Source organism: Paenibacillus hexagrammi, from assembly GCF_021513275.1.
Taxonomy (GTDB): domain Bacteria; phylum Bacillota; class Bacilli; order Paenibacillales; family NBRC-103111; genus Paenibacillus_E; species Paenibacillus_E hexagrammi.
The window spans coordinates 1836735-1859870 of sequence record NZ_CP090978.1; the positions used below are offsets into that span (position 1 = coordinate 1836735).

Annotated in this window: 18 protein-coding genes and 1 pseudogene; 18 read left to right on the forward strand and 1 reads right to left on the reverse strand. The window is 49.6% G+C overall.

What is annotated here, in order from left to right:
• The first annotated feature begins 34 nt into the window (after positions 1-34).
• From L0M14_RS07870 to deoC, 16 genes are all read left to right on the forward strand, one after another.
• Complete coding sequence (locus L0M14_RS07870; RefSeq protein WP_235121619.1) at positions 35-502, forward strand: N-acetyltransferase; 468 nt, start codon at positions 35-37, stop codon at positions 500-502.
• 109 nt (positions 503-611) lie between these two features.
• Entirely contained in the window at positions 612-1640 is a 1029-nt protein-coding gene (gene hrcA, locus L0M14_RS07875; RefSeq protein WP_235121620.1) for a heat-inducible transcriptional repressor HrcA, read from the forward strand.
• Between the two features lie 50 nt (positions 1641-1690).
• On the forward strand, positions 1691-3232 hold the full coding sequence (locus L0M14_RS07880) for a TCP-1/cpn60 chaperonin family protein (protein ID WP_235121621.1): 1542 nt from the start codon (positions 1691-1693) through the stop codon (positions 3230-3232).
• Between the two features lie 51 nt (positions 3233-3283).
• Positions 3284-3847 (forward strand): nucleotide exchange factor GrpE, encoded by a 564-nt coding sequence (grpE, locus tag L0M14_RS07885; RefSeq protein WP_235121622.1) that lies wholly within the window; start codon positions 3284-3286, stop codon positions 3845-3847.
• Between the two features lie 94 nt (positions 3848-3941).
• Complete coding sequence (dnaK, locus tag L0M14_RS07890) at positions 3942-5789, forward strand: molecular chaperone DnaK (protein ID WP_235121623.1); 1848 nt, start codon at positions 3942-3944, stop codon at positions 5787-5789.
• A gap of 85 nt (positions 5790-5874) precedes the next feature.
• Positions 5875-6993: a molecular chaperone DnaJ gene (dnaJ, locus tag L0M14_RS07895; protein ID WP_235121624.1), complete on the forward strand. Its 1119-nt coding sequence runs from the start codon at positions 5875-5877 to the stop codon at positions 6991-6993.
• Between the two features lie 220 nt (positions 6994-7213).
• Positions 7214-9370, forward strand: a complete 2157-nt coding sequence (locus tag L0M14_RS07900) for an alkaline phosphatase PhoX (protein WP_235121625.1) — start codon at positions 7214-7216, stop codon at positions 9368-9370.
• A gap of 83 nt (positions 9371-9453) precedes the next feature.
• Complete coding sequence (locus tag L0M14_RS07905; RefSeq protein ID WP_235121626.1) at positions 9454-10875, forward strand: multicopper oxidase domain-containing protein; 1422 nt, start codon at positions 9454-9456, stop codon at positions 10873-10875.
• A gap of 86 nt (positions 10876-10961) precedes the next feature.
• The gene (locus L0M14_RS07910) at positions 10962-11105 is read left to right on the forward strand and encodes a YfhD family protein (protein WP_235121627.1); all 144 of its coding nucleotides are present in this window, start codon (positions 10962-10964) and stop codon (positions 11103-11105) included.
• Entirely contained in the window at positions 11106-11477 is a 372-nt protein-coding gene (locus L0M14_RS07915) for a hypothetical protein (protein WP_235121628.1), read from the forward strand.
• 176 nt (positions 11478-11653) lie between these two features.
• Positions 11654-12628 carry a 50S ribosomal protein L11 methyltransferase gene (prmA, locus tag L0M14_RS07920; RefSeq protein WP_235121629.1) on the forward strand — a complete coding sequence of 325 codons (975 nt, stop codon included), beginning with the start codon at positions 11654-11656 and terminating at the stop codon, positions 12626-12628.
• Positions 12629-12636: 8 nt separating this feature from the next.
• Positions 12637-13308, forward strand: a complete 672-nt coding sequence (locus L0M14_RS07925; protein WP_235121630.1) for a site-2 protease family protein — start codon at positions 12637-12639, stop codon at positions 13306-13308.
• A 102-nt stretch (positions 13309-13410) separates the two neighbouring features.
• Positions 13411-14178 carry a 16S rRNA (uracil(1498)-N(3))-methyltransferase gene (locus L0M14_RS07930; RefSeq protein WP_235121631.1) on the forward strand — a complete coding sequence of 256 codons (768 nt, stop codon included), beginning with the start codon at positions 13411-13413 and terminating at the stop codon, positions 14176-14178.
• A gap of 6 nt (positions 14179-14184) precedes the next feature.
• A complete protein-coding gene (gene mtaB, locus L0M14_RS07935) occupies positions 14185-15534 on the forward strand; it encodes a tRNA (N(6)-L-threonylcarbamoyladenosine(37)-C(2))-methylthiotransferase MtaB (protein WP_235121632.1) in 1350 nt (449 codons plus the stop codon).
• Positions 15535-15605: 71 nt separating this feature from the next.
• Positions 15606-16055 (forward strand): NUDIX hydrolase, encoded by a 450-nt coding sequence (locus tag L0M14_RS07940; RefSeq protein ID WP_235121633.1) that lies wholly within the window; start codon positions 15606-15608, stop codon positions 16053-16055.
• The gene (deoC, locus tag L0M14_RS07945; RefSeq protein WP_235121634.1) at positions 16052-16735 is read left to right on the forward strand and encodes a deoxyribose-phosphate aldolase; all 684 of its coding nucleotides are present in this window, start codon (positions 16052-16054) and stop codon (positions 16733-16735) included. The genes L0M14_RS07940 and deoC overlap by 4 nt, the downstream gene beginning before the upstream one ends.
• Here deoC and L0M14_RS07950 read toward each other — a convergent pair.
• Positions 16701-17885 (reverse strand): Na/Pi cotransporter family protein, encoded by a 1185-nt coding sequence (locus tag L0M14_RS07950; RefSeq protein WP_235121635.1) that lies wholly within the window; start codon positions 17883-17885, stop codon positions 16701-16703. The genes deoC and L0M14_RS07950 overlap by 35 nt on opposite strands.
• Positions 17886-18026: 141 nt before the next feature.
• On the opposite strand from L0M14_RS07950, the pseudogene L0M14_RS07955 reads away from it, so the two are divergent.
• Positions 18027-19402 (forward strand): annotated as a pseudogene (locus L0M14_RS07955) (class I SAM-dependent rRNA methyltransferase).
• A gap of 199 nt (positions 19403-19601) precedes the next feature.
• A complete protein-coding gene (addB, locus tag L0M14_RS07960; RefSeq protein ID WP_235121637.1) occupies positions 19602-23135 on the forward strand; it encodes a helicase-exonuclease AddAB subunit AddB in 3534 nt (1177 codons plus the stop codon).
• Position 23136: the final 1 nt, after the last annotated feature.

Here is a 23136-nt window from a genome sequence, read left to right on the forward strand (position 1 = left end):
TTGTGCATTTTGTTGGGGAATGGTGGGAATGAGGATGACGGCAACAGTAACCGTAAGAAAAGCTTCTACTGACGATATTGAGAAGCTGTATGACATTATACAAGGATATGCGCGGCAAGGGATTATGCTCCCAAGGACGAGAGAAATGCTCGAGGAGCAGATCGAAACATTTGTCGTGGCGGAGTTTGACAACGTATTAATAGGATGCGGCTCTTTAACACGACTGGGTCCTGATTTGGTCGAAATTCGTTCACTGGGTATTACACAAGGCTATAAAGGACAAGGAATCGGCGGTAAGTTGGTGGATTTCCTGGTCGAAGAGGCGCGGAAGCAGCAAATCGTCAAGGTGATGGCGTTGACCTATGAGGTTGCTTTTTTTCAGAAGAACGGCTTTACCGTCGTGCCTAAGGACATTTTTCCAGAGAAGGTGTGGAGGGATTGTATTCATTGTAAAAAGCAGTACTGCTGCGATGAGATTGCTGTCCTGAAACGCTTGGATTGACTTGACAACAGACCTTAGGGTCTGTTATTTTTTTGTATTAGGATTTAGCACTCACTGAGTATGAGTGCTAACGACACCGAGAAAGAGCGATAAGCGAGGAGGGATTTGGATGTTATCGGAACGCCAACGTATGATTCTCAGCACGATCATTGATGATTATGTACGCTCAGCAGAGCCTATCGGTTCAAGAAGCATTTCCAAACGAGGCAATGTCGGTTTCAGTCCGGCTACGATTCGTAATGAAATGTCAGACCTTGAAGAAATGGGATTTCTGGAACAGCCGCATACTTCAGCGGGCCGAATCCCTTCGCACAAAGGCTATCGTTACTACGTTGATCATTTGCTTCAACACGGTACCTTGACGGATCATGAGCTGAATACCATGAAAATAATGTTCGCTCAGCGCATCCAAGAGATGGAAGATGTCATTCAGCATGTTGCTGGGGTGCTTTCCAGTCTTACCAATTACACCTCGATCGTGCTGGGACCTGAAGTGTTCAGTACGACTTTAAAGCATTTGCAGATTGTTCCTCTGACCGATACGACTGCAGTTGCGATCATCGTAACGAATACCGGTCATGTGGAGAATAAGACGGTCTCGATCCCGGAAGGGGTCTCCATGCTCGAAATTGAGAAAATTGTAAACTTGCTGAACAATAGGTTGAAAAATGTGCCTCTGCTTCAGTTCAAGTCGAAGCTATATAATGAAATCTCACAAGAACTCAGCAACTACGTAAGCGGCTATGAAGAACTGTTATCTGTTGTGGAAAGCGTGCTTCAGAATGACGAGAAGGATCGGGTTTTCTTAAGCGGGACCACGAACATGCTGACCCAACCTGAGTTCAAAGATGTTGTTAAAGTAAAAAGCATTTTGGATCTGCTCGAAGAAGCGCCAACATTGATTAAATTATTTACACCTTCTAATGAAGGCATTGCCGTGAAGATCGGTACGGAAAACACGCTTGAGGCAATTAGCAATTGCAGTTTAATTACAGCTTCTTACTCCATTGGAGATCAGCCTCTTGGGACGATTGGCATTCTTGGACCGACCCGAATGGAATACGGCCGGGTCATTAATCTGTTGAACCATTTATCCAAGCACCTTGAGGTCGTTCTCGGCAGATGGTATGGTAAATAGATGACGATTTTCCGCTGATGAAGCGAAATAAAGGAAGGTGCTTGCAGATCATGAGTGGGAGCAAGCAAGTCCACACCGATGGAGAAGAGCGTTTTTCTACCCTAATGAATAATGCATCGGCTGTTCGTGCGATCTGTTCAGCAGTGGAAGGAACACTTGGCCCTAAAGGGCTTGATACGATGCTGGTAGGATCGCAGGGTGAAGTCATTATCACAAATGACGGAGTCACCATTTTGGAAAAGATGGATGTCACACACCCGGCTGCCAGGCTCATGATTCAGGTGGCTAAGAGTCAGCAGCACCAGATTGGGGATGGAACGACGACAGCCACCGTGCTGGCGGGCGCACTCATTAGCGAAGGCGTCACGCAGGTTACCCGTGGAGTTCCTGTAGCCAAGGTCGTAAGCGGCATGCAGCAAGGAATTGAGCTGGCCGTTGAACGATTTCGTGAACGCACGAGAGAGATTGCTGGACTGCAGGATACAGCTATGCTGCGAATTGCTGTCACAGCTGGACGAGAACAGCGTGAGCTAGCCAGACTTATTATTGCGGCGGCTGCAGGAGTCGGAGAGGCCAAGCTGCATGAAGAGGGCTTCCGATTGGCAGACAGCGTCATGGCCTGCGAAGGCTCTCTGAGCGAAGTGTGGCCCGGTATCATTGTGAGTCAAAAGCCGATGAATGCGCATATGGATACAGAAATGCGCGATATTGGCGTCCTGGTTCTGATGGACGCGCTCGAACCGGAGAACGTCAGCGAGGAATCGCTGGTGACGGAAGCGGGCTATCAGCGCTATCAGGAGCTGAGAGAGCAGTTCCGCAGCAGCCTGCCGAAGCTGCTGGAGCTGGGGGTCGGCCTCATCGCGGCCGACCGCGGGGTTGACCCTGAGGCGGAGCAGTTCTGCTCCGACCACGGCATTCTCGTGCTGCAGCGCGTATCCCGGAGGGATCTGCTGCAGCTGAGCGAGCACACCGGCGCGCGGCCGGTGAGGCGCACGGCGCTGCGCAAGAGCGCGCGCGAGCTGGCTCCCGCGCTCGGCAGCGCCGGCTACGCCGCGTACGACGAGCGGCTGGAGCGCGTGCGCGTCAGCCGCGGAGGCGGCGAGCAGCGCGTGACGATTCTCGTCGGCGCTGCGACAAGCGAGGCTGCGCTCGAGCGCTCGCGCATCGCGAGGGACGCCGCGTCCGCCGTCCAGGCGGCCGTCCGCGGCGGCTATCTGCCCGGCGGCGGCGCAGCCGAGCTGGCTGTTGCGCGCGATCTCGAGCGCCGGCGCGAGACGATGAAGGGCATGGAGGCGTTCGGTGTCGACGCCGTCATCGGTGCGCTGCGCAAGCCGCTTGCGCAGATTGTGATTAATGCGGGCTTTAATCCGCTCGAAAAGGTTGAGGAGCTGAAGGCAGCCCAGGCTGCCATGGAATCAGACAGCCTAGGTATCGATTGCGATTCAGGCAAGGTGACGGATTTTCTCGATGCGGGGATCATGGATCCAACTGAAGTGAAAATACATGCACTTCAAGCGGCGGGGGAAGTGGCTTCCGCGATCCTGCGAATCCATACCGTTATTAAAATGAAGCCACCTTTTGAAGAAACATAAAGATGGGCAGACTTTAGCGTAGAAGAACGCATATTAAGGAGGTGAAGGACATTGAGTACAGGGGAAAAACAAGCGGAACAAGATGTGAACGCTACATACGCGAATGATGCTGAAGCAGCAGATAACCATGTAGATGCACCACAAGAGGAGCAAGTTGAAGCAGCGTCCGGTGAGCTAGAGCAGCTGCGCGCCCAATCCGAAGAAAATTACCAGCGTTTTTTACGCGTTCAAGCGGACTTCGATAATTTTCGCCGTCGCGCTAGAGCTGAGAAAGAAGACTTCGCGAAGTATGCTTCGCTTAAATTGATTGAGCAGCTGCTGCCAATCGTGGATAATTTTGACCGCGCTCTTTCATCCAGCAAGGAAACGAAGGATTTCGATTCTTTGGCAAAAGGCATAGACATGACGTTCCGTCAATTGGATCAGGTATTGACCCAAGAAGGCCTGAAGCCGATCGAATCGGTCGGCCAGCCGTTTAATCCGGAAATTCATCAAGCGGTTATGCAGGTTGAAACGGATGAATATGAAGAAGGAATCGTCGTGGAAGAGCTGCAAAAAGGCTATATGCTGAAAGAGAAAGTGATTCGACCAGCGATGGTTAAAGTGAGCGTATAATCGAAGCTTAGCTTTCGATTCGCATAGATAGATGTAAGATTTGATTTGAATAGGGGCCCAACCTTATTTTACCTATACAAAGGAGGCATTTCTCGTGAGTAAAGTTATTGGTATTGACTTAGGTACAACAAACTCTTGCGTAGCCGTTATGGAAGGCGGCGAAGCCGTCGTTATCCCTAACGCCGAAGGAAACCGTACAACTCCATCCGTTGTTGGCTTTAAGAAAGACGGGGAGCGCGTTGTCGGCGAAACGGCAAAACGTCAAGCAATCACAAACCCGGACAAAACGGTTATTTCCATCAAGCGTTTTATGGGTACGAACCACAAAGAAAACATTGACGGTAAGGAGTATACGCCTCAGGAGATTTCCGCAATCATTCTGCAAAAGCTGAAAGCTGACGCGGAAGCTTACCTGGGAACAACTGTTACACAAGCGGTTATTACCGTTCCTGCTTACTTCAATGACAGCCAACGTCAAGCGACGAAAGACGCTGGTAAAATCGCGGGTCTTGAAGTTCTTCGTATCGTTAACGAGCCTACTGCTGCAGCTCTTGCATACGGCTTGGAAAAATCCGAAGATCAAACGATCCTCGTATACGACCTTGGCGGCGGTACGTTCGACGTATCCATCCTTGAGCTCGGCGACGGCTTCTTCGAAGTAAAAGCGACAAGCGGGGATAACCGTCTGGGCGGTGACGACTTCGACCAAGTGATCATTGATTATTTGGTAGCTGAATTCAAAAAAGAACAAGGCATTGACCTTTCCAAAGATAAAGCAGCCGTTCAACGTTTGAAAGACGCTGCGGAAAAAGCGAAAAAAGAGCTTTCCGGCGTACTGACGACGACCGTTTCCCTTCCGTTCATCACAGTTGCGGACGGCGTTCCTCAACATTTGGAGTTGAATCTTACTCGCGCGAAGTTCGAAGAGATTTCCGCTGGACTAGTAGAAAGAACTTTGGGGCCTACTCGTCAAGCGCTTAGCGATTCGGGTCTAACTCCTAACGATATCGACAAAGTTGTTCTTGTCGGCGGTTCCACACGGATTCCGGCAGTCGTTGAAGCGATCAAGAAGCTAATCGGCAAAGAGCCTCACAAAGGCGTTAACCCTGACGAAGTTGTTGCTCTAGGTGCAGCTGTTCAAGCGGGCGTATTGACAGGTGACGTGAAGGACGTCGTTCTTCTGGACGTAACTCCTCTGTCCCTAGGTATCGAGACAGCTGGCGGCGTGTTCACGAAAATGATCGAACGCAACACGACGATCCCTACAACAAAATCTCAAGTCTTCTCCACTTATGCGGATAACCAAACGAGCGTAGAAATTCACGTCCTTCAAGGCGAGCGTTCTATGGCTGCGGATAACAAAACACTGGGCCGTTTCATGCTGGGAGATATTCCTCCTGCTCCGCGTGGTATCCCGCAAATCGAAGTCAGCTTCGATATTGATGCCAACGGTATCGTAAACGTGTCCGCTTTGGATAAAGGCACAGGCAAAAGCCAAAAAATCACGATCACTTCTTCCAGCGGTCTGAGCGACGATGAAGTTGAAAAAATGATGAAGGATGCGGAAGCGCACGCGGAAGAAGACCGTAAGCGTAAAGAGTTGGTCGAAGCGCGCAACAACGCAGATCAACTGGTGTACTCCGTTGACAAAACGATCAAAGACCTTGGCGACAAGGTAGATCAAGGCGAAATCGACAAAGCCAATGCTGCAAAAGAAAAAGTAACCGCAGCACTTGCCGGCAATGACCTTGATGAGATCAAAAAAGCAACAGAAGAGCTGACTGAAGTGATTCAACAGCTTTCCGTGAAGCTCTACGAGCAAGCATCGGCTGAACAAGGCGGAGCTGACGCTGGGGCAGGTGCTGGTGCCGCAAATGAAGGTTCTAAAGGCCGTGAGAATGTGGTAGATGCGGATTATGAGGTTGTAGACGACAAGAAGTAATGGCAACGGGTGAAGTCAAAGCCGGTTGGGGACTCCCCGCTGCTTTGACTTTCCGTTTTGTAGTCTTAAACATGGGAGTGGAACGATGAGCAAACGCGATTATTATGAGGTGCTTGGGGTCGACAAGAATGCTTCGGCGGAAGATATCAAAAAAGCTTACCGCAAAGCAGCACGTCAATTTCACCCGGATGTGAATAAGGCCCCGGACGCTGAAGATAAGTTCAAAGAAGCGAAGGAAGCTTACGACGTTCTCAGCGATGACCAGAAAAAGGCCCAGTATGACCAATTCGGACACGTTGATCCGAACCAAGGCATGGGCGGCATGGGTGGTCAGGACTTCGGCGGCTTTGGTGATATCTTCGACATGTTCTTTGGTGGAGGAGGCGGAGGCAGACGCAATCCGAATGCGCCGCAGCGAGGCAACGACCTGCAGTACACAATGACGATCGAGTTCAAGGAAGCGGTATTCGGCAAAGAAACCGACATCCATATTCCTCGTACCGAGTCCTGCGATACCTGTCACGGTTCGGGTGCCAAGCCGGGCACGAAGCCGGAAACATGCGGCGTCTGTCATGGCAGTGGACAGCAGGAAGTTGTGCAAAATACGGCTTTCGGCCGCATCGTGAATCGTCGAGTCTGTTCATCTTGTAACGGACAGGGCCGCATCATTAAGGATAAATGCGGAACGTGCCACGGCTCGGGCAAGGTGAAGAAGCAGCGTACGATTCATATCAAAATTCCAGCTGGCGTGGATGATGGCGCTCAACTTCGCGTATCCGGAGAAGGAGAAGCCGGTACCCGTGGTGGTCCTCCAGGTGATCTGTATGTTGTGATTCGCGTGAAGTCGCATGAATTCTTCGAGCGCGAAGGTGACGACATTTACTGCGAGGTGCCGTTAACCTTTGTCCAGGCGGCGTTAGGAGACGAGATCGAGATCCCGACGTTGACCGAGAAGGTGAAGCTGAAAATCCCTGCTGGCACGCAAACAGATACGTATTTCCGTTTGAAAGGAAAAGGTGTACCGCGTCTGCGCGGCTACGGCCAGGGCGACCAGCACGTGAAGGTTGTCGTTGTTACACCGACGAGCCTGAGCGAAGATCAGAAGGATCTGCTTCGCCAATTCGGGAAGGAAAGCGGCGAGCATACTCACGAGCAGAATCAGTCTATTTTTGAACGCATGAAGAAAGCCTTTTTGGGTGACTAATTAGCAATTTGAATATAAAGCACTTCGAATTATCACTGAGTGGAGCTTGTTGAGCACCTGTCAGTGAGGATCGAAGTGCTTTTTTTGTTGGTTTGGGGAATATTTACAAAATCTCAACACCAGCTTTACAAGATAAAGCGCGTTCATAAACATTCCCCTTATACTTCTCTCTTAAACTAGTAAAAGTGAATCATTACTATGAATTGAGGAGAGGTCAAACATGAAATTGTTACAAAAGACAAGCTCGAAAAAAGTGTTGACTCCAATTTTAGGACTAGCAATTCTTGCTCCAAGCATGATTCCAAGTACGACTTATGCTGCTGAGTCTGTTCAAGTTAAATCTGTAGAGTTCGTAGGAATGGCAGCCCCATCCACTCCGCAAGAAATGGCGCAAGTATATTCAGGAGCATCACTGCACGTTACGTACACGGACGGTACAGTGAAATCCTTCCCGCTTACTTATAAAACCTTGTTTAAATCCGATGAATCCATTAACGGGACGATCGCAGGTGTGGCGATTGACAAGAGTGGTAAACCCATTATGGATACCAGCGTAGCCAGTAATCCTGTTCCTTTCGTATCGGACGCACCGGACTCCAACAGCCTGTTCCAAATTGAGGGAGCAGCGCCGACAGCTAAGGGCGGCAACCCGCTTGCTTTGCTGACACACTATGAGTACATAACTGCCAATAATTCCGGATCATCCGCTTACGGCCTCGTTCCTGCATCGATGTCGCTAACGACAATTGACCAAAACAAATCAACGGGTGAGCTCGCTGCTACAGATTTGAAGAAAGTTGATTTCAGTGGTGTTGACGGTCTCTGGATTCCATGTAACGGCTCCTTAACTCCATGGAACACTCATTTGAGCTCTGAAGAATACGATGCGGATGCACGTGAGTATGAAGCAGATCCGACGAAAACCTATATTGGACCTTTTGCAAAAGCTTGGAATCAAGATGATAAGGCTGTAGGTAATCCTTACGCTAATGGCTACATTCCCGAAGTAACCGTAAATGCAGACCAAACTACAACGGTTGTAAAGCATTACAGCATGGGACGCTTTTCACATGAGATTGCTCGTGTTGCCCCTGATATGAAGACAGTTATTTTCGGCGATGACGGTGGAAATACGATGTTATTCATGTATGTGGCTGATACGGCCAAGGATCTTTCATCCGGTACGTTGTATGCTGCTAAGTGGAACCAAGTCAGCGATGACAACGGAGGAATGGCTAATCTGCAGTGGATTCCAATAGGACATGCGACAGATGCGGAAATCAAGTCTTATATTGACAAAGGTTTGAAATTTAGCGATTTGTTTGAAACAGCTGACAAGGATACGGAAGGATTTACTAAAATCAAAACGTATCCAAGCGGTAAAGTCGAGTGGCTGAAAGTGAAGCCAGGCATGGAGAAGGCCGCGGCATTCCTAGAAGCCCGCCGTTATGGCGCTATCCTGGGAGCGACTTCCGAATTTAATAAAATGGAAGGCGTTGCTGTAAATGCGAAAGACAATAAGTTTTACATTGCCATGTCCTACGCGGAAAAATCCATGGAAAAAGATGCAAAGGGTTCAGATCCTACGGACGATATCCAAATTAAAAAAGTCAAAGCAGGCGTTACTTATGAGCTTAGCCTAGGCGGTGATCAAAAAGACCGCGATGGTCACGCGATCAACAGTGATTATGTACCTACGGTCATGAAAGGGCTTGTTGTGGGTAAAGATCTCGCGAATGCAGACAGCAAAGGCAATATGGCGGTAGAGGATTTAATTGCCAACCCAGACAACCTGTCCTACTCCGAAGAGCTTCGTACTTTGTTTATCGGGGAAGACAGCGGTTTACATGCGAATAACTTTGTATGGGCGTACAATATTGATACTCACAAGCTCTCTCGTATTCTTTCTGTTCCTTCCGGTGCAGAGGCAACGGGTTTACAAGCGGTCGACAATTTGAATGGATTTAATTATATTATGAGCAACCTCCAGCATCCAGGCGATGAAATGATTCTGCCAGAGCCTTTAAAAGGTCAAGTAGATGCGATCATCAGTCAGAATTTTGATAATAAAAAAGCAGGTTCAGTCGGTTATATTAGCGGCATACCTACATTTAGTCAAATGATCGAATGGAAGGATTCCGATAAATCTCTATCCGTTCTTCGTGACGAAGCCGAGGCTCATGGTGCTGCAGTAAAGTGGAACGACGCCGATAGAAGCGTAACTGTGACGAAAGGTTCACACAAGCTACAAGTCAAAATCAACGACGGTTCAGCGGTGATTGATGGGAAAACTGTCCAGCTTCCATACTCAGCTCGTATCGAAAATGAAAAGACGATGATTTCATCTTCCGTACTTGCCAGCTTCTTAAATCAGTAATTGTCTTCGGATAAGAGACCATTGAAGCTTAACAGCTTCGGTGGTTCTCTTTCATTTATATATCTAACAAAAGGAGATTAACAATGTCTATCAAAAGAATCGCATGCGGGGCTACTCTAGCGTTATTCTTCATGCTGCAAACTTCTTCTCTATCATTTGCCCACGGCGGAATGGAAGATATGGATTCAGCTGAAGGCGAACATGCAGTAACAGTGGATGGCAGGATTGTGGAGGGCAGCGCTATGATTAGCAGCGATCTAGTCGAAGTCATGCTGCCGCTTCGAAGTGTCGGTGAAATGCTGGGAGCCGAGGTACGATGGGATCAGGCGCATCAAGCGGCTTTAATCAATAGTAACTTCTACCCGGATACCCAAAAGGATACGGACATGTCCATGCATAGCCACGCTATGAACAACATGAACGCACTTCAAGCTTCAGGTCACAGTATGTCACACTTGGGGCTTGTATTAAACGGCGCCATATATCAGCCTGATTTGGAACCTGTTATGATGAATGGAATCGTCTTTGTTTCAGCCGACACGGTTGAACATGCGTTTGATGTGAAGGTGAAGTGGAATACAGATGTGAATCAGGTACAGGTCATTTCCAAAGCTACGGAGCAGTTTCAAAAGGAACAAAAGCAAGTGGAGGATGTCTTTCATGGCATTGGACTAACTCCTCATATAGCTTCGGATGGAACAAAAGAGTTCAAATTAACTGCTGAATTGGGACCTTGGTCACCGGTTCAAGGTGTTGTTACAACCGCCTGGATGTATAACGGACAAGCGCCAGGTCCTGTTCTTAGAGTGACAGAGGGCGATCATGTAAGAATAACACTGGACAATAAGCTTCCAGAGCCTACAGCGATTCATTGGCATGGCTTACATCTGCCCAATGAGATGGACGGTATTCCAGGTGTGACGCAAGATCCAGTGAAGCCAGGTGAGAGCTTTACCTATGAATTCACAGCCAGCCATGCCGGTACGTTTATGTACCATACCCATTATGATGATATGAAGCAGTTAGGTAACGGTCTATACGGGATGCTGATCATTGATCCAAAACCGTCTGCCAATGAGATTAAATATGATCATGAATATACGATGATGTTAAGCGGTTTTCATGTGAATACATCGGATGAAGACGATCAGGATTATTACACGATTAACGGTCGAAGCTATCCGTTTACACCAGACATGGAAGTGAAAAAAGGGGAAACGATTCGCATTCGGTTAGCAAATATCGATACGATGGAAGTACATACCATGCATCTCCATGGTATAGACTTTCAGGTGATTGCAAAAGACGGGCATCCCGTCGAGAAGCCTCAATCCATGAATACGATACTTATTGGACCGGGCGAAACCTACGATATCGCATTAACTGCGGATGCAGTAGGTACCTGGATGTTCCACTGTCACATCATGGATCATACAATGAATGCCGGTCAAATGATACACGGTCAAATGGGCGGTTTAATAACACTCCTCAAAGTAACCGAATAGCTGCTGCTTGGCTGATACATAAAAATTCTTACACAAGGCAAGCTAAACAAGGAATGAATTTTTATGTGAATCAGGAGGCATAGAACATGACTAAACAAAATGAGCAAAACAATCAGCTGCCGGTTGCCAAAAACGAAGATGTGGAATTCTCCTCAGAAATAGCGGACCGTGACGATATGGAAGCGGTGCAGCGCGCACACGCTGCTGACGCCAGACAGGAACAAGAGTAAATGGCTGAGAAGAATATCATTGCTTACTTCCGATCGGAAGAGCAGGCTACTGCTGTACAGACAAAGCTGCGAGCGCTTCGTGCGATTGATGTGAGCGTTGATGAGTTTGGCCGGTATCCGGGTTACGGTTTGCAGTCCGTTTACAACCCGTATGGGGGGGACTTCGGAAGTCTGGGCCGCTTGACGCAAGCCGCTGACATCTCCACACCGGACCAAGGCATACTGGTTGCAGCTGATCCGGCTGCAAGCGGAATGAGTGATGGCGGTGGAGGCGGCGTGACGGGGTTTAATTTTGTCCTTGCTGCAGTCGTTGACGAGTCTGTGTATGAACAATCTCTCCGTGTCATCGAAGGCGCCGGAGGGATGCTGTAACCAAGAAACATCTGCATGACGAGATGCTGGCTTCGTGTTAGCTGGTATCGTGGTGCAGGTGTTTTTTTATTTGCCATATGAGATGCTTACAGGGCATGTCATTTTACCCGTGCAACGAATTGTAGTACAATAATCATTATGAAATTTTTAGGTAGACGAATGGAGGAGCGCTGTTAATGCGTTGGCATGAAATAACGGTACATACGACAGAAGAAGCAATAGAAATGATTTCGAACTTTATTCACGAGCTCGGTGCGGGAGGCGTATCGATCGAGGAATCAGGAACGCTTAATAAGGAGAGAGACACCTCTCTTGGCCAGTGGTATGAATTGCCGCTGAACGATATTCCGGAGGGCCGAGCCGTTATTAAAGGATATTTTTCGCAAGGTATCGATATGGAAGAGATCCTGGAGCAGCTAAAGGCCTCCATTGAACAGCTGCGTGACTATGACATTGATACGGGTAACCCTACTTATGAACTGCGTGAGGTTGATGATGAGGACTGGGCGAATGCTTGGAAGCAGTATTTCAAACCGATTCGCGTGTCAGACCGCTTGACCATTAAGCCTACTTGGGAAGAGTACACGGCTTCGCCAGAGGAACTGATTTTGGAGCTTGATCCGGGTATGGCCTTCGGAACGGGCACGCACGCAACGACAGCACTTTGCCTGCGAACGCTTGAGAAAGTGGTCAAGCCAGGTGATGATGTGATCGACGTGGGAACGGGTTCAGGTATATTATCTATCGCAGCGGCGAAACTGGGAGCTAGACATGTACTTGCCGTTGACCTTGATCCTGTAGCGGTATCCAGTGCGACCGAGAATACGAAGTTGAATCAGCTGGAAAACAAAATTACAGTGAGATTGAGCGATTTGCTCGGCGTGATCAAGGCTCAAGAGACTGAAACGGGCTCGGAGCATGGTGTGAAGCTGCCGGTACAAGTGGTGGTCGCCAATATTTTGGCAGAAATTATTTTGCTTTTCGTAAATGATGTCTATGAAGCGCTGGAGCCAGGCGGTTATTATGTAGCTTCAGGTATTATCACCGCCAAGGAAGCCGATGTAGAAAAGGCGCTGGTTGCGGCGAACTTTACGATTGTTGAGAAAAATTACGATTCCGACTGGGTAGTCATTACGGCGAGAAAGCTGTAGGTGGTGGCATGCAGGGCTTACTTTTTAATGACTGGAATACACTCCCTTTTATTATCTTAGCATTAGTGATTTCCTTTACAATTCACGAATTTGCACATGCATACAGCGCGTATAAGTTTGGGGATCCAACAGCGTACCAAATGGGTAGGGTTTCGCTTAATCCCATGGTACATCTTGATTTATTCGGTTCCATTGTCATGCTGTTAGCGGGGATCGGCTGGGCGAAGCCGGTTCCTGTTAACCGAAACAATTTCAAAAATCCTCGACTCATGGGGATTATTGTTACTGCAGCAGGACCTCTTAGTAATTTAATTCTTGCGTTCTTGTGCGTTTTTTTATATGTACTGGTTCAACAGCAAGGTTGGCAGGGAACAATGTCGAAGGGCAGCTCGGACGCCATTGATCAATTTTTTATTAGAATGATCATTACTAACTTAAGTCTGTTTCTTTTCAATCTCATTCCCATTCCACCGCTGGATGGTTACCGGATTCTACAGGATATTTTACCGCTACGGGCAAATATGAGATTGCAGCGTTTTGAACAGTGGGCATTTATCGTCTTTCTCCTCATTCTTTATATCAGACCGCTGCGTCAGATCACGTTGGATCCTTATTTTATGCTTATTGACGATATTATAAATTGGATGTATAGACCAATCGCAGCCATGCTTGGCGTATAATTGACCGTTAAGAGTGTAGATTTTCCTCGAAAAAACAGGTATGATGTTCTGTGGATGTTTCATAGAAAATTAATTTCATGCAGATAGAGAGGCTTTTAACATATGCAGCGTTATTTTCTTCCGCCCGGTCAATTTCCGGCAGGTGCAAACCAAGTGACCATTGAGGGCGACGACGCGCATCACTTGATTCGCGTTATGAGATCTGAAGTTGGTGACAAGGTCATATGCAGCAATGGAGTCGATCGGGAAGCCGTCGTACGGATTACTGTACTGGATAAACATGAAGTAACGGCTGAAGTGGTGGAAGAGTTGGCGTTGACAGCGGAACCTTCCGTTCAGGTATGGGTGGCGCAGAGCCTGCCGAAAGGCGATAAGATGGAAACGGTCATTCAAAAAGGGACTGAGATCGGGGCAGCCCGGTTTCTTCCCTTTTTATCGGAGCGTACGGTCGTTCAATATGATGCGAAGAAAGAAGCAAAGCGAACCGACCGTTGGCAGAAGATTGCGAAAGAAGCGGCAGAACAAGCCCATCGGAATCGCGTGCCGCAGGTGGATTCGGTTCTAAGCTGGAAGCAGCTGCTTTCATTGGCTCAAGAAGCGGATGCAGCCTGGATCTGCTACGAAAAAGAAGACGGGCAGCAGCTGAAGCCGGCAATTCAAGCGGCAGCAGCCGAAGGTAAGCTAGCTCCAGGCAGCCGCGTTTTGTTAGCCGTCGGACCCGAAGGTGGTTTTACGGAACAGGAAATCAAGCAGGCGGAAGAAGCCGGTTTCCGTTCCGTATCCTTAGGAGCAAGGATTTTACGCACGGAGACCGCAGCGCTTGTCGGTCTGACGTGCCTTTTCTATGAAACCGGAGAGATGGGAGGATAATGCAGTATGGCAACAGTAGCGTTTCATACATTAGGATGTAAAGTGAACTTTTATGATACGGAAGCGATCTGGCAGCTGTTCAAGAACGAAGGCTACGAGCAGGTTGATTTCGAGCAAACCGCGGATGTGTATGTCATTAATACTTGTACCGTTACCAATACAGGAGACAAAAAAAGCCGGCAAATGATTCGGAGGGCGATCCGTCGCAACCCTGAAGCCATCGTTGCGGTAACAGGCTGTTACGCGCAAACGTCCCCGGCGGAGATTATGGCCATTCCGGGCGTTGATATGGTCATCGGTACGCAGGACCGGGACAAAATTATCCCTCTGGTTAAACAATTTGAGCAAGAACGTCTACCCATTAATGCTGTTCGCAACATTATGAAGACTCGTCAATTTGAAGAGTTGGATGTTCCGGATTTTGCTGACCGCACTCGTGCGTTTCTGAAGATTCAAGAAGGGTGCAATAACTTTTGCACATTCTGCATCATTCCTTGGTCCCGCGGACTTATGCGCAGCCGTGAGCCGGAGAGCGTGATTAAGCAGGCTAAAGCATTAGTTGCTGCAGGTTACAAAGAAATCGTTCTGACAGGAATCCATACAGGCGGCTACGGCGAAGATATTGAGGATTACAGCTTAGCGAAGCTGCTGTGGGATCTGGATAAAGTGGAAGGCTTGAACCGAATCCGCATCAGCTCCATCGAAGCAAGTCAAATCACGGATGAAGTGATTGAAGTGCTCCAGGCTTCAGATAAAATGTGCCGCCATCTTCATATTCCTTTGCAAGCGGGGGATGATCAAGTTCTAGCGCGTATGCGTAGAAAATATACGACCGCTGAATTTGCCAAGAAGATCGAGCGTTTGCATGCCATCATGCCGGATGTTGCGATTACAACGGACGTGATTGTCGGATTCCCCGGCGAGACCGAGGAAATGTTCCGTGACGGCTACAAATTCATGGAACAAATGAAATTTTCCGAAATGCACGTGTTCCCTTATTCCAAACGGACAGGTACGCCTGCTGCGCGGATGGAAGATCAAATTGACGAAGAGATCAAGAATGCCCGCGTTCATGAGCTGATTGATCTTTCCGAAAAGATGCAGCTTGCTTACGCTCAGAAGTTTGTGGGACAAGTGCTTGAAGTCATTCCAGAGCGTTCTTACAAAGGTGCTCCTGACAGCGGTCTTTTGATGGGCTACTCAGATAACTATGTTCAGCTTGTATTTGAAGGTTCCGAGGATTTGATCGGCCAAATTTGCCACGTTCAAGTGACGGAAGCAGGCGTGAACGAAAGCAAAGGAAACATATTACGTGTTTCTGAGACTGCGAAACCTGCGCAAGCAGCTAATTTGTAATTGTGGAGAGGATTTCATTCCGCCCTATGGTGGGGTGGAATCCTCTATTTGTTCGGTTTACGGGGGATTTTATGAAGGGGGCACAGGCAGTGAAAGAAATATCAGCAGGCGGTGTCGTGTATCGTCATCAGGACGGTCAGCTGCAAATTCAATTGATCCAGGACCGTTACGGTAAAATTACTCTGGCCAAAGGCAAGATGGAGCCGGGGGAAACCATCGAGGAAACGGCACTGCGCGAAATTGTAGAAGAGACCGGTATTCAAGGGAAAATCATCGAATCGATTGAGATGATCGCCTATCAATATACACATCCACAATATGGATTCATTGATAAAGAAGTTCATTATTATCTAGTGGAAGCCCTGGGTGGGGATTTACAAGCTCAGATCGAAGAGATCAGAGGTGTGGAATGGCTGGATCCGGACATTGCTTGGCGCAAACAGCTGGAATCTGGATATGATAACAACAATTCGGTATTGAGCAAGGCTCTACATAAATTGGGATATGAGGTGCAGAAATGAGTACACTGAATGCGAAACAAATCGCAAGTTACATTGATCATACCCTTCTAAAGCCGGATGCTTCATCAGAGGCTATTGACAAGCTATGCGCTGAAGCTGCGCAGTATGGCTTTTTCAGCGTGTGTGTAAACAGCCAGTGGGTGGCTCGCTGCCATAAGGCATTGGAAGGGACAGGAGTTAAGGTAGCTGCTGTAGTTGGATTTCCTTTGGGAGCTAGTCTGAGTGAAGTCAAGGCGTTTGAAGCGGCTAAAGCGGTGGAAAACGGTGCATCTGAGATCGATACAGTGCTTCCGATCGGTTTGCTGTTAGAAGGTCAGTATGATGCTGTTCGGGAAGATATCAAGAAGGTTGTAGATGCTGTGAAAGGCAAAGCGATCGTGAAAGTGATCATGGAGACAGGCTTCTTGAACGACGAGCAAAAGAAAATGGCCTGCAAGCTCTCTGAAGAGGCTGGCGCGCACTTTGTTAAAACATCTACCGGATTCGGTCCTGGCGGCGCGACTGCGGAGGATGTGCGTCTTATGCGCCAAAACGTATCCGCAAGCATCGGTGTGAAAGCATCCGGTGGCGTTAGAGATTTGCAAACTGCTGTGGCTATGATCGAAGCCGGCGCCACTCGTTTGGGCACCAGCTCCGGTGTGGCGATTATGAACGGGATTCAAGGCGCTTCCACATACTAAGATAACAAAGCGGCAGTGCAAGCAGTGAGCAAGCGATGTTGAAAATAGTTTGGGAGCGGGCGATCTGTGAAGACGCGCTGTCTGCCAGAAGAGCGGATAGACTGGTAAGCTGCTCGATGAATGGGTAAAAAAGCGCGGCGCCGCCAACATTGAGCAGGATGTGCGACCATGCAACGAATCTTCCGGCGCGAGAGCCGCTAACGCCTGCGATGAGTGCCGTCACGCAGGTGCCGATATTGGCGCCGAGCGTGATGGCAACGCCCAGCTCGACGGGGATGCTTTGAATGGCGGCAAGGCTCATCGCCATCGCAATGACAGCTGCGCTGCTGTGCACGAGCGCGGTGACGGCTGCGCCTGCGAGGACGCCCCAGAGCAGGCTGCTCTGCGCTTGGTCAACAAACCAAGCGAACAAGCCGCGGGCCTGAAGGGCAGGCCCGATGGTCTGCATGATCTCGATGCCGAGCAGCACGAGAGCAAAGCCAGCCGCCGCGAGTGAGCCGTAGCGAACACTGCGCAGCCAGCCGTGAACCGCGGGGGACCAAGTCCTGCCGCCTAACGCTTCTGAGCTTGCATGTCTCGTTCGCAGAGTTCCTGGCGTGTGATTCGACCTGATAGCCGCACCGTCCATCACGCGTTGAGGTCCGATCTCCAGGCCCCCGCCGCTTGAGGTACGACCTGCAAGATCGAAAGTCCGCGTTGAGCTGGTTTTGTTCACAGCTGGTGTGAGCCCAGATGTTCCATGTTCTGCAGGAAGCATCGGCAGTGGTCCAGCTAGCCAGCTGACTAGCCACACACCTGCGCTGACGAGCAGCATCGGCATGCCAAGCTTGCCGATATTGAGCCCGATTAGCTCGGTCGTCAGACACGTGCCGATGTTGGTGCCGAGGATGATGCCGAGCGTACGCGAGAAGGTCAGCACACCGGCATTGACAAGGCCGATGGCAATAACGGTAATGGCGGTGCTGCTCTGCAGTACCGCCGTTAGAGCTGTGCTCGTCGCCATCCCGTGCACGGGCGTGCGGGTGAACCGCTCCAGCCATTGCTGTAAGCGGGCTCCTGCCCAATGCTGAAGCGCTGTTTCCATCAGCTTCATCCCGAACATGAACATCGCTAAGCCTGCAAGAACGGGCAGAATGATGGCTATGATCATCGTTGGTGGTCTCCTTTTTTAAAAGATCGTTCATTCAGAATCAACCAAAACATATCAATCAAATATATGTGACCGTGCAGACGAGCATGACAAGCTTGCAGGTGAGAACGGGATCGCATCAAAAAGGATGGCATTAGAAAAATGGCAGCAGTTTTTTTACATAAAAAAGAAAATTTCGTTTGGAGCAAGGACATCCATGGGTGTACCGCAGTGAAATTGAAAGAATCGATGGTTCGGCAGAGCCGGGTCAGCTTGTTCCTGTCCATAATCACCTTGGACAATACTTGGGTACCGGCTATATCAACGAAACGTCGCAGATAACGGTACGAATCGTATCTTACGGGCCGCTTGAAGCAATGACGAAGGAGTTTTTCGTGGAAAGGATCAGCCGCTGCTTGCAGCACCGAAGCCGGTTTCTTCCTGATGCGGATTCTTATCGTCTTGTTTATGGGGAAGCTGACTTTTTGCCGGGGCTGATTGTGGATAAGTTTGCCGATGTGCTGGTCGTGCAAATCCTTACGCTCGGGATGGATGTTTGCCGAAACCAAATCGTAGAAGCACTTGCCGAGGTGATGCAGCCTGCGGGTATTTACGAACGCAGTGATGTACCGATCCGTGAGCTGGAAGGATTACAGCAAATGAAGGGGCTGCTATACGGCGAATGCCCGAGACATGTAGATATCTTGGAGAACGGGCTTCACATCCGAGTCGATATTGAAGAAGGGCAAAAAACAGGCTATTTCTTCGACCAAAGAGAGAATCGTGCCGCAATTGCGCCACTCATGCTCGGCTGGGGAGGCCGCAGCGGCATAATGCTCCAGGACGTGGCGGAGGAGACAGGCACCATTCAGAGGAAGCCGGTGAATGCGAATGGAAAAGTTGTAACCTTCCCTTTCTGGGATGGGGCTACGGTCTTGGAATGCTTCTCGCATACAGGAAGCTTTACGCTAAATGCCTGCAAATACGGCGCGAAAAAAGTAACCTGCCTCGACATTTCCGAGCATGCTATCGAGAGTGCCCGCCAAAACGTACAACTGAACGGCTTTGAGGAACGCGTGGAGTTTGTCGTAGCGGATGCGTTTGAATATTTGCGTCAGCAGGTGAAGGGATTGGATGATCGCAAGCAGCGGGCTGTTGCGGGTTCTGGACAAGCAAAGGTCGATACTTCCAAACCTGTTACAAGCGGCGGTCGGACATGGGATGTGGTCATTCTGGACCCTCCTGCTTTCGCCAAAACGAAAAGCGCAGTTGAAGGCGCATGCCGCGGTTACAAAGATATCAACCTGCATGGGATGAAGCTGGTTAATGAGGGCGGTTATCTTGTGACCGCGAGCTGCTCTTATCACATGCGTCCGGAGCTGTTTTTGGAGACGATCCATGCAGCGGCTGCAGATGCCGGTAAGATTCTCCGCTTGGTTGAATTCCGCGGTGCGGGAATGGATCATCCGCGGATTCTCGGCGTAGATGAAGGACATTATTTGAAGTTCGCCATTTTCGAGGTTCGGAGTAAGCAGTAACAATTGAATAGAGAGTACGAAGTCTGGGTTTCCATGTCATTCTGTCATGGAAATTCCGGGCTTTTTTAATCTCGTCAGAAGATTGTAATAACTTGAATATCTTACCGATCTGTGCTGTGGCAGCATCTGGTACGCCTCGTTTCTAGTAAAAATATGATAGAATAAAGGAATATCATGTTGAAAAATAGGAGGGCCCAGCATGTCTATACGATTTGTGATCGGGCGGGCCGGAAGCGGAAAGAGCAGGCGCTGTCTGGAAGAAATGAAACAACAGCTTTTGGCGAATCCGGAAGGCGAACCGCTAGTTCTGCTCGTACCTGAGCAGGCTACGTTCCAGGCTGAGCATGCCATTGTGTCCGATCCGGGCATTGGCGGCATGATTCGCGCGCAGGTACTCAGCTTTCACCGCTTGGCTTGGCGCGTCATGCAGGAAGAGGGCGGAACAGCGAGACAGCCGATCGACGATACAGGGAAACAAATGCTGCTCACAAGCATTTTACATACTTACAAGCACCAGCTTCGCGTATTCGGACACGCCTCGGAGCAGCTAGGCTTTGTGGATCGGCTAAATCAGTTGTTTACAGAGTTAAAAAGATACCGCGTCTCGGCGGATCAGCTCGAAGCATTTGAGAAAAGCAATGTGCAGGCTATCGGCGGCAGCGGTCTGCTGACGGATAAGCTCCATGATATTCGCCTAGTCTTCCGTGTGTTTGAATCGGAGCTGTCCAAGCAGTATCTGGATGGAGAGGATTACTTGACGCTGTTGGCAGAGCAAACGGCCCATTCGGCTTATTTGCGAAGCGCAGACGTATGGATCGACGGCTTCCATGGTTTTACACCGCAAGAGCTTGCGGTCGTCGGACAATTGTTTGCTGTCTGCAAGTCCGTTACGATCACGCTATGTCTGGATCGCCCTTTGGAGGCTGAGGATCAACCCGATGAGCTTGATCTGTTTCATCCGACCGCGACGACGATGGTTCGGCTGCAGCAATTGATCTGGCAGCTTGGGATCGGTCCTGCGGAAGTCGTCTTGTTACAGCCAGAAACGTTTCCGCGGTTCCAAGAGAGTCCTGCACTCGCTCATTTGGAAGCTTCATACGATAAGCGGATCGGCGGAGCAGACAGCAAGTTTGTGTCCGAAGAAGGTGTTCAACTGGAAGGGCAGCTGGTCATCAAGGAAGCAGTCAACCGAAGAGCCGAAGTGGAGGGCGCTGTAAGGGATATTCTTCATCTCGTCAGGGAGAAGCATGTCCGTTACCGCGATATTGCCATTATGGTCCGTAACATGGAGGGCTATAGCGATTTGCTCAAAGCGGTCCTGACCGATTATGGGATACCGCACTTTTTTGATCAGAAAAGAACGGTTCTGCATCATCCCCTCATTGAATTTATTCGATCGGCGCTCGAGATCGTTCAGCACAACTGGCACTATGACGCCGTGTTCCGCTGTGTCAAAACAGATCTTCTTCTGCCGGGTGACGATATTACCCTTAGGGAACGAATGGATAAGCTGGAGAATTATGTCCTGGCGTTTGGCATTCAGGGCTACCGGTGGACAGACGGCAAACCGTGGGCTTACAGGCATCGCATGAATCTGGAACAGCCTGACCTAGCTGAGGATGCTGCGGTTTCCTCAGAGCTTGAGCGCCTGAATGAGGCGAGGATGTGGGTGGTAACACCTTTGCATACGTTTGCTGGGCGGCTCAAAAAGGCCAAAAACGTGCAGCAGCAGGTAGAAGCATTGTATGGATTGCTGATGGATGTAGAGGCCCCGAACAAGCTCGATGCATGGAGTCTTCGGGAGCTTCAGTCAGGCCATCCGGAGAAAGCGCGCGAGCATGGGCAAATGTGGAACAGTGTCATGGATATGCTTGACCAGCTCGTCGAGACGATGACAGACGATTCCGTATCGACGGAGCTGTTTGCTGCACTGATTGAGACAGGCGCCGAGAGCATGAAGCTTGGGTTGGTGCCGCCTTCCATGGATCAGGTGCTTATCGGCAGCATGGACCGTACCAGATCGAGTGGTATTCGCTATGCGTACGTACTTGGTGTCAACGATGGAGTCATTCCGGCACAGATGGATGAAAAAGGGGTACTTACGGAGTCGGAGCGGGAATCGCTCCTGATGTCCGGTTTGCCAATGGCAGACGGCAGTACGAGAAAGCTGCTGGACGAACAGTTCATCGTGTATACATCCTTGACTGTTCCATCCAATCGACTGTGGCTCAGCTACCCGCTCGCAGATGAAGAGGGCAAATCCCTGCTGCCGTCCGAGCTGATTAAGCAGCTGCGTCGTTTATTTCCGCAAGTTCGCGAGCAGTTGCTTCTGGCCGAGCCATCTCCCGATTCTAATGAAGCGGAGCAGTTGGAATACCTGGCACATCCGAACCAGGCACTTTCCTATTTGGCAGTGCGCATGAAGCAATGGATGCAAGGCGGGACGATGCCAGAGCTATGGTGGGACGTCTACAATTGGTATGCCGTCAAGCCAGAATGGCTGAACAAGATGAACGCGCTCATCCAGGCGATAACTTATACGAACAAAGAGCATAGCTTATCTGGCCATACTAGCCATCTTTTGTACGGCAAGCATTTAAGGGCGAGTGTGTCACGGATGGAGAAATACGTTGCTTGTCCGTTTGCGCACTTCTTATCCCACGGGCTGAGACTTCAGGAAAGACGAGTGTTCCGTCTGGATGCTCCCGATATCGGGCAGCTGTTTCATGCTGCATTGAATCAATTTGTGCAAAAGCTTCAGCAGGATCAGCTGGATTGGGGAGCGCTCACGGCAGAGGAATGCATGGAAAGGTCTTCACAGGTTGTAGATGAGCTTGCCCCGAGATTGCAAGGAGAAATTTTGCTCAGTTCAAGCCGATATGCCTACATTGCGCGGAAACTGAAGCAAATCGTTGGCAGAGCCGCAGCAGTGCTGGGTGAGCATGCAAGGCACGGCCAATTTGAACCGCTCGGATTGGAGATTGATTTTGGACCGGGCAAAGAACTGCCACCGCTAACGTTTCAGCTGGAGAACGGCTGTACGATGGAAATCATCGGACGGATTGACCGTGTAGACCGAGCGGATGGTGAACAAGGTGTCCTGCTGCGCGTGATCGACTACAAATCAAGCCAGACCTCATTGCATCTGTCCGAAGTGTATTACGGCCTTTCTCTTCAGATGCTGACGTATCTGGATGTCATCCTTACACACGCCGAGCAGTGGCTGGGTATCGAAGCTAAGCCCGCCGGTGTACTTTATTTTCACGTTCATAATCCGATGCTGCAGCAAAAGAATGCCATAGATCCCGCTGAGGTGGACAAGGAGCTTCGCAAACGTTTTAAGATGAAAGGATTGGTTACGGCCGACGCAGACGTTGCGGGACTTATGGATGGTCAACTCATTGATGCACCAGGCCATTCGCAGCTGATTCCGGTCGCATTGAAAAAAGATGGAAGCTTCTATACGAATTCGTCGGTGGCTACGGATGCCCAGTGGGACATTCTTCGCAACTATGTGCGCAAACAGGTGCGCCGCATTGGGACTGATATTACGAATGGTCACGTAGATATTGCGCCGTTCCGATTAGGCAAGAAGACCGCTTGCATGCACTGCTCGTATCGATCGGTATGCCAATACGATCCTTTATTTGAAGGCAATGAACAGCAGGTATGGAAACAGCGGCCTAAAGATCAAGTGTGGTCCGAAATGGAGCAGCATACGGCACCGAAATAAA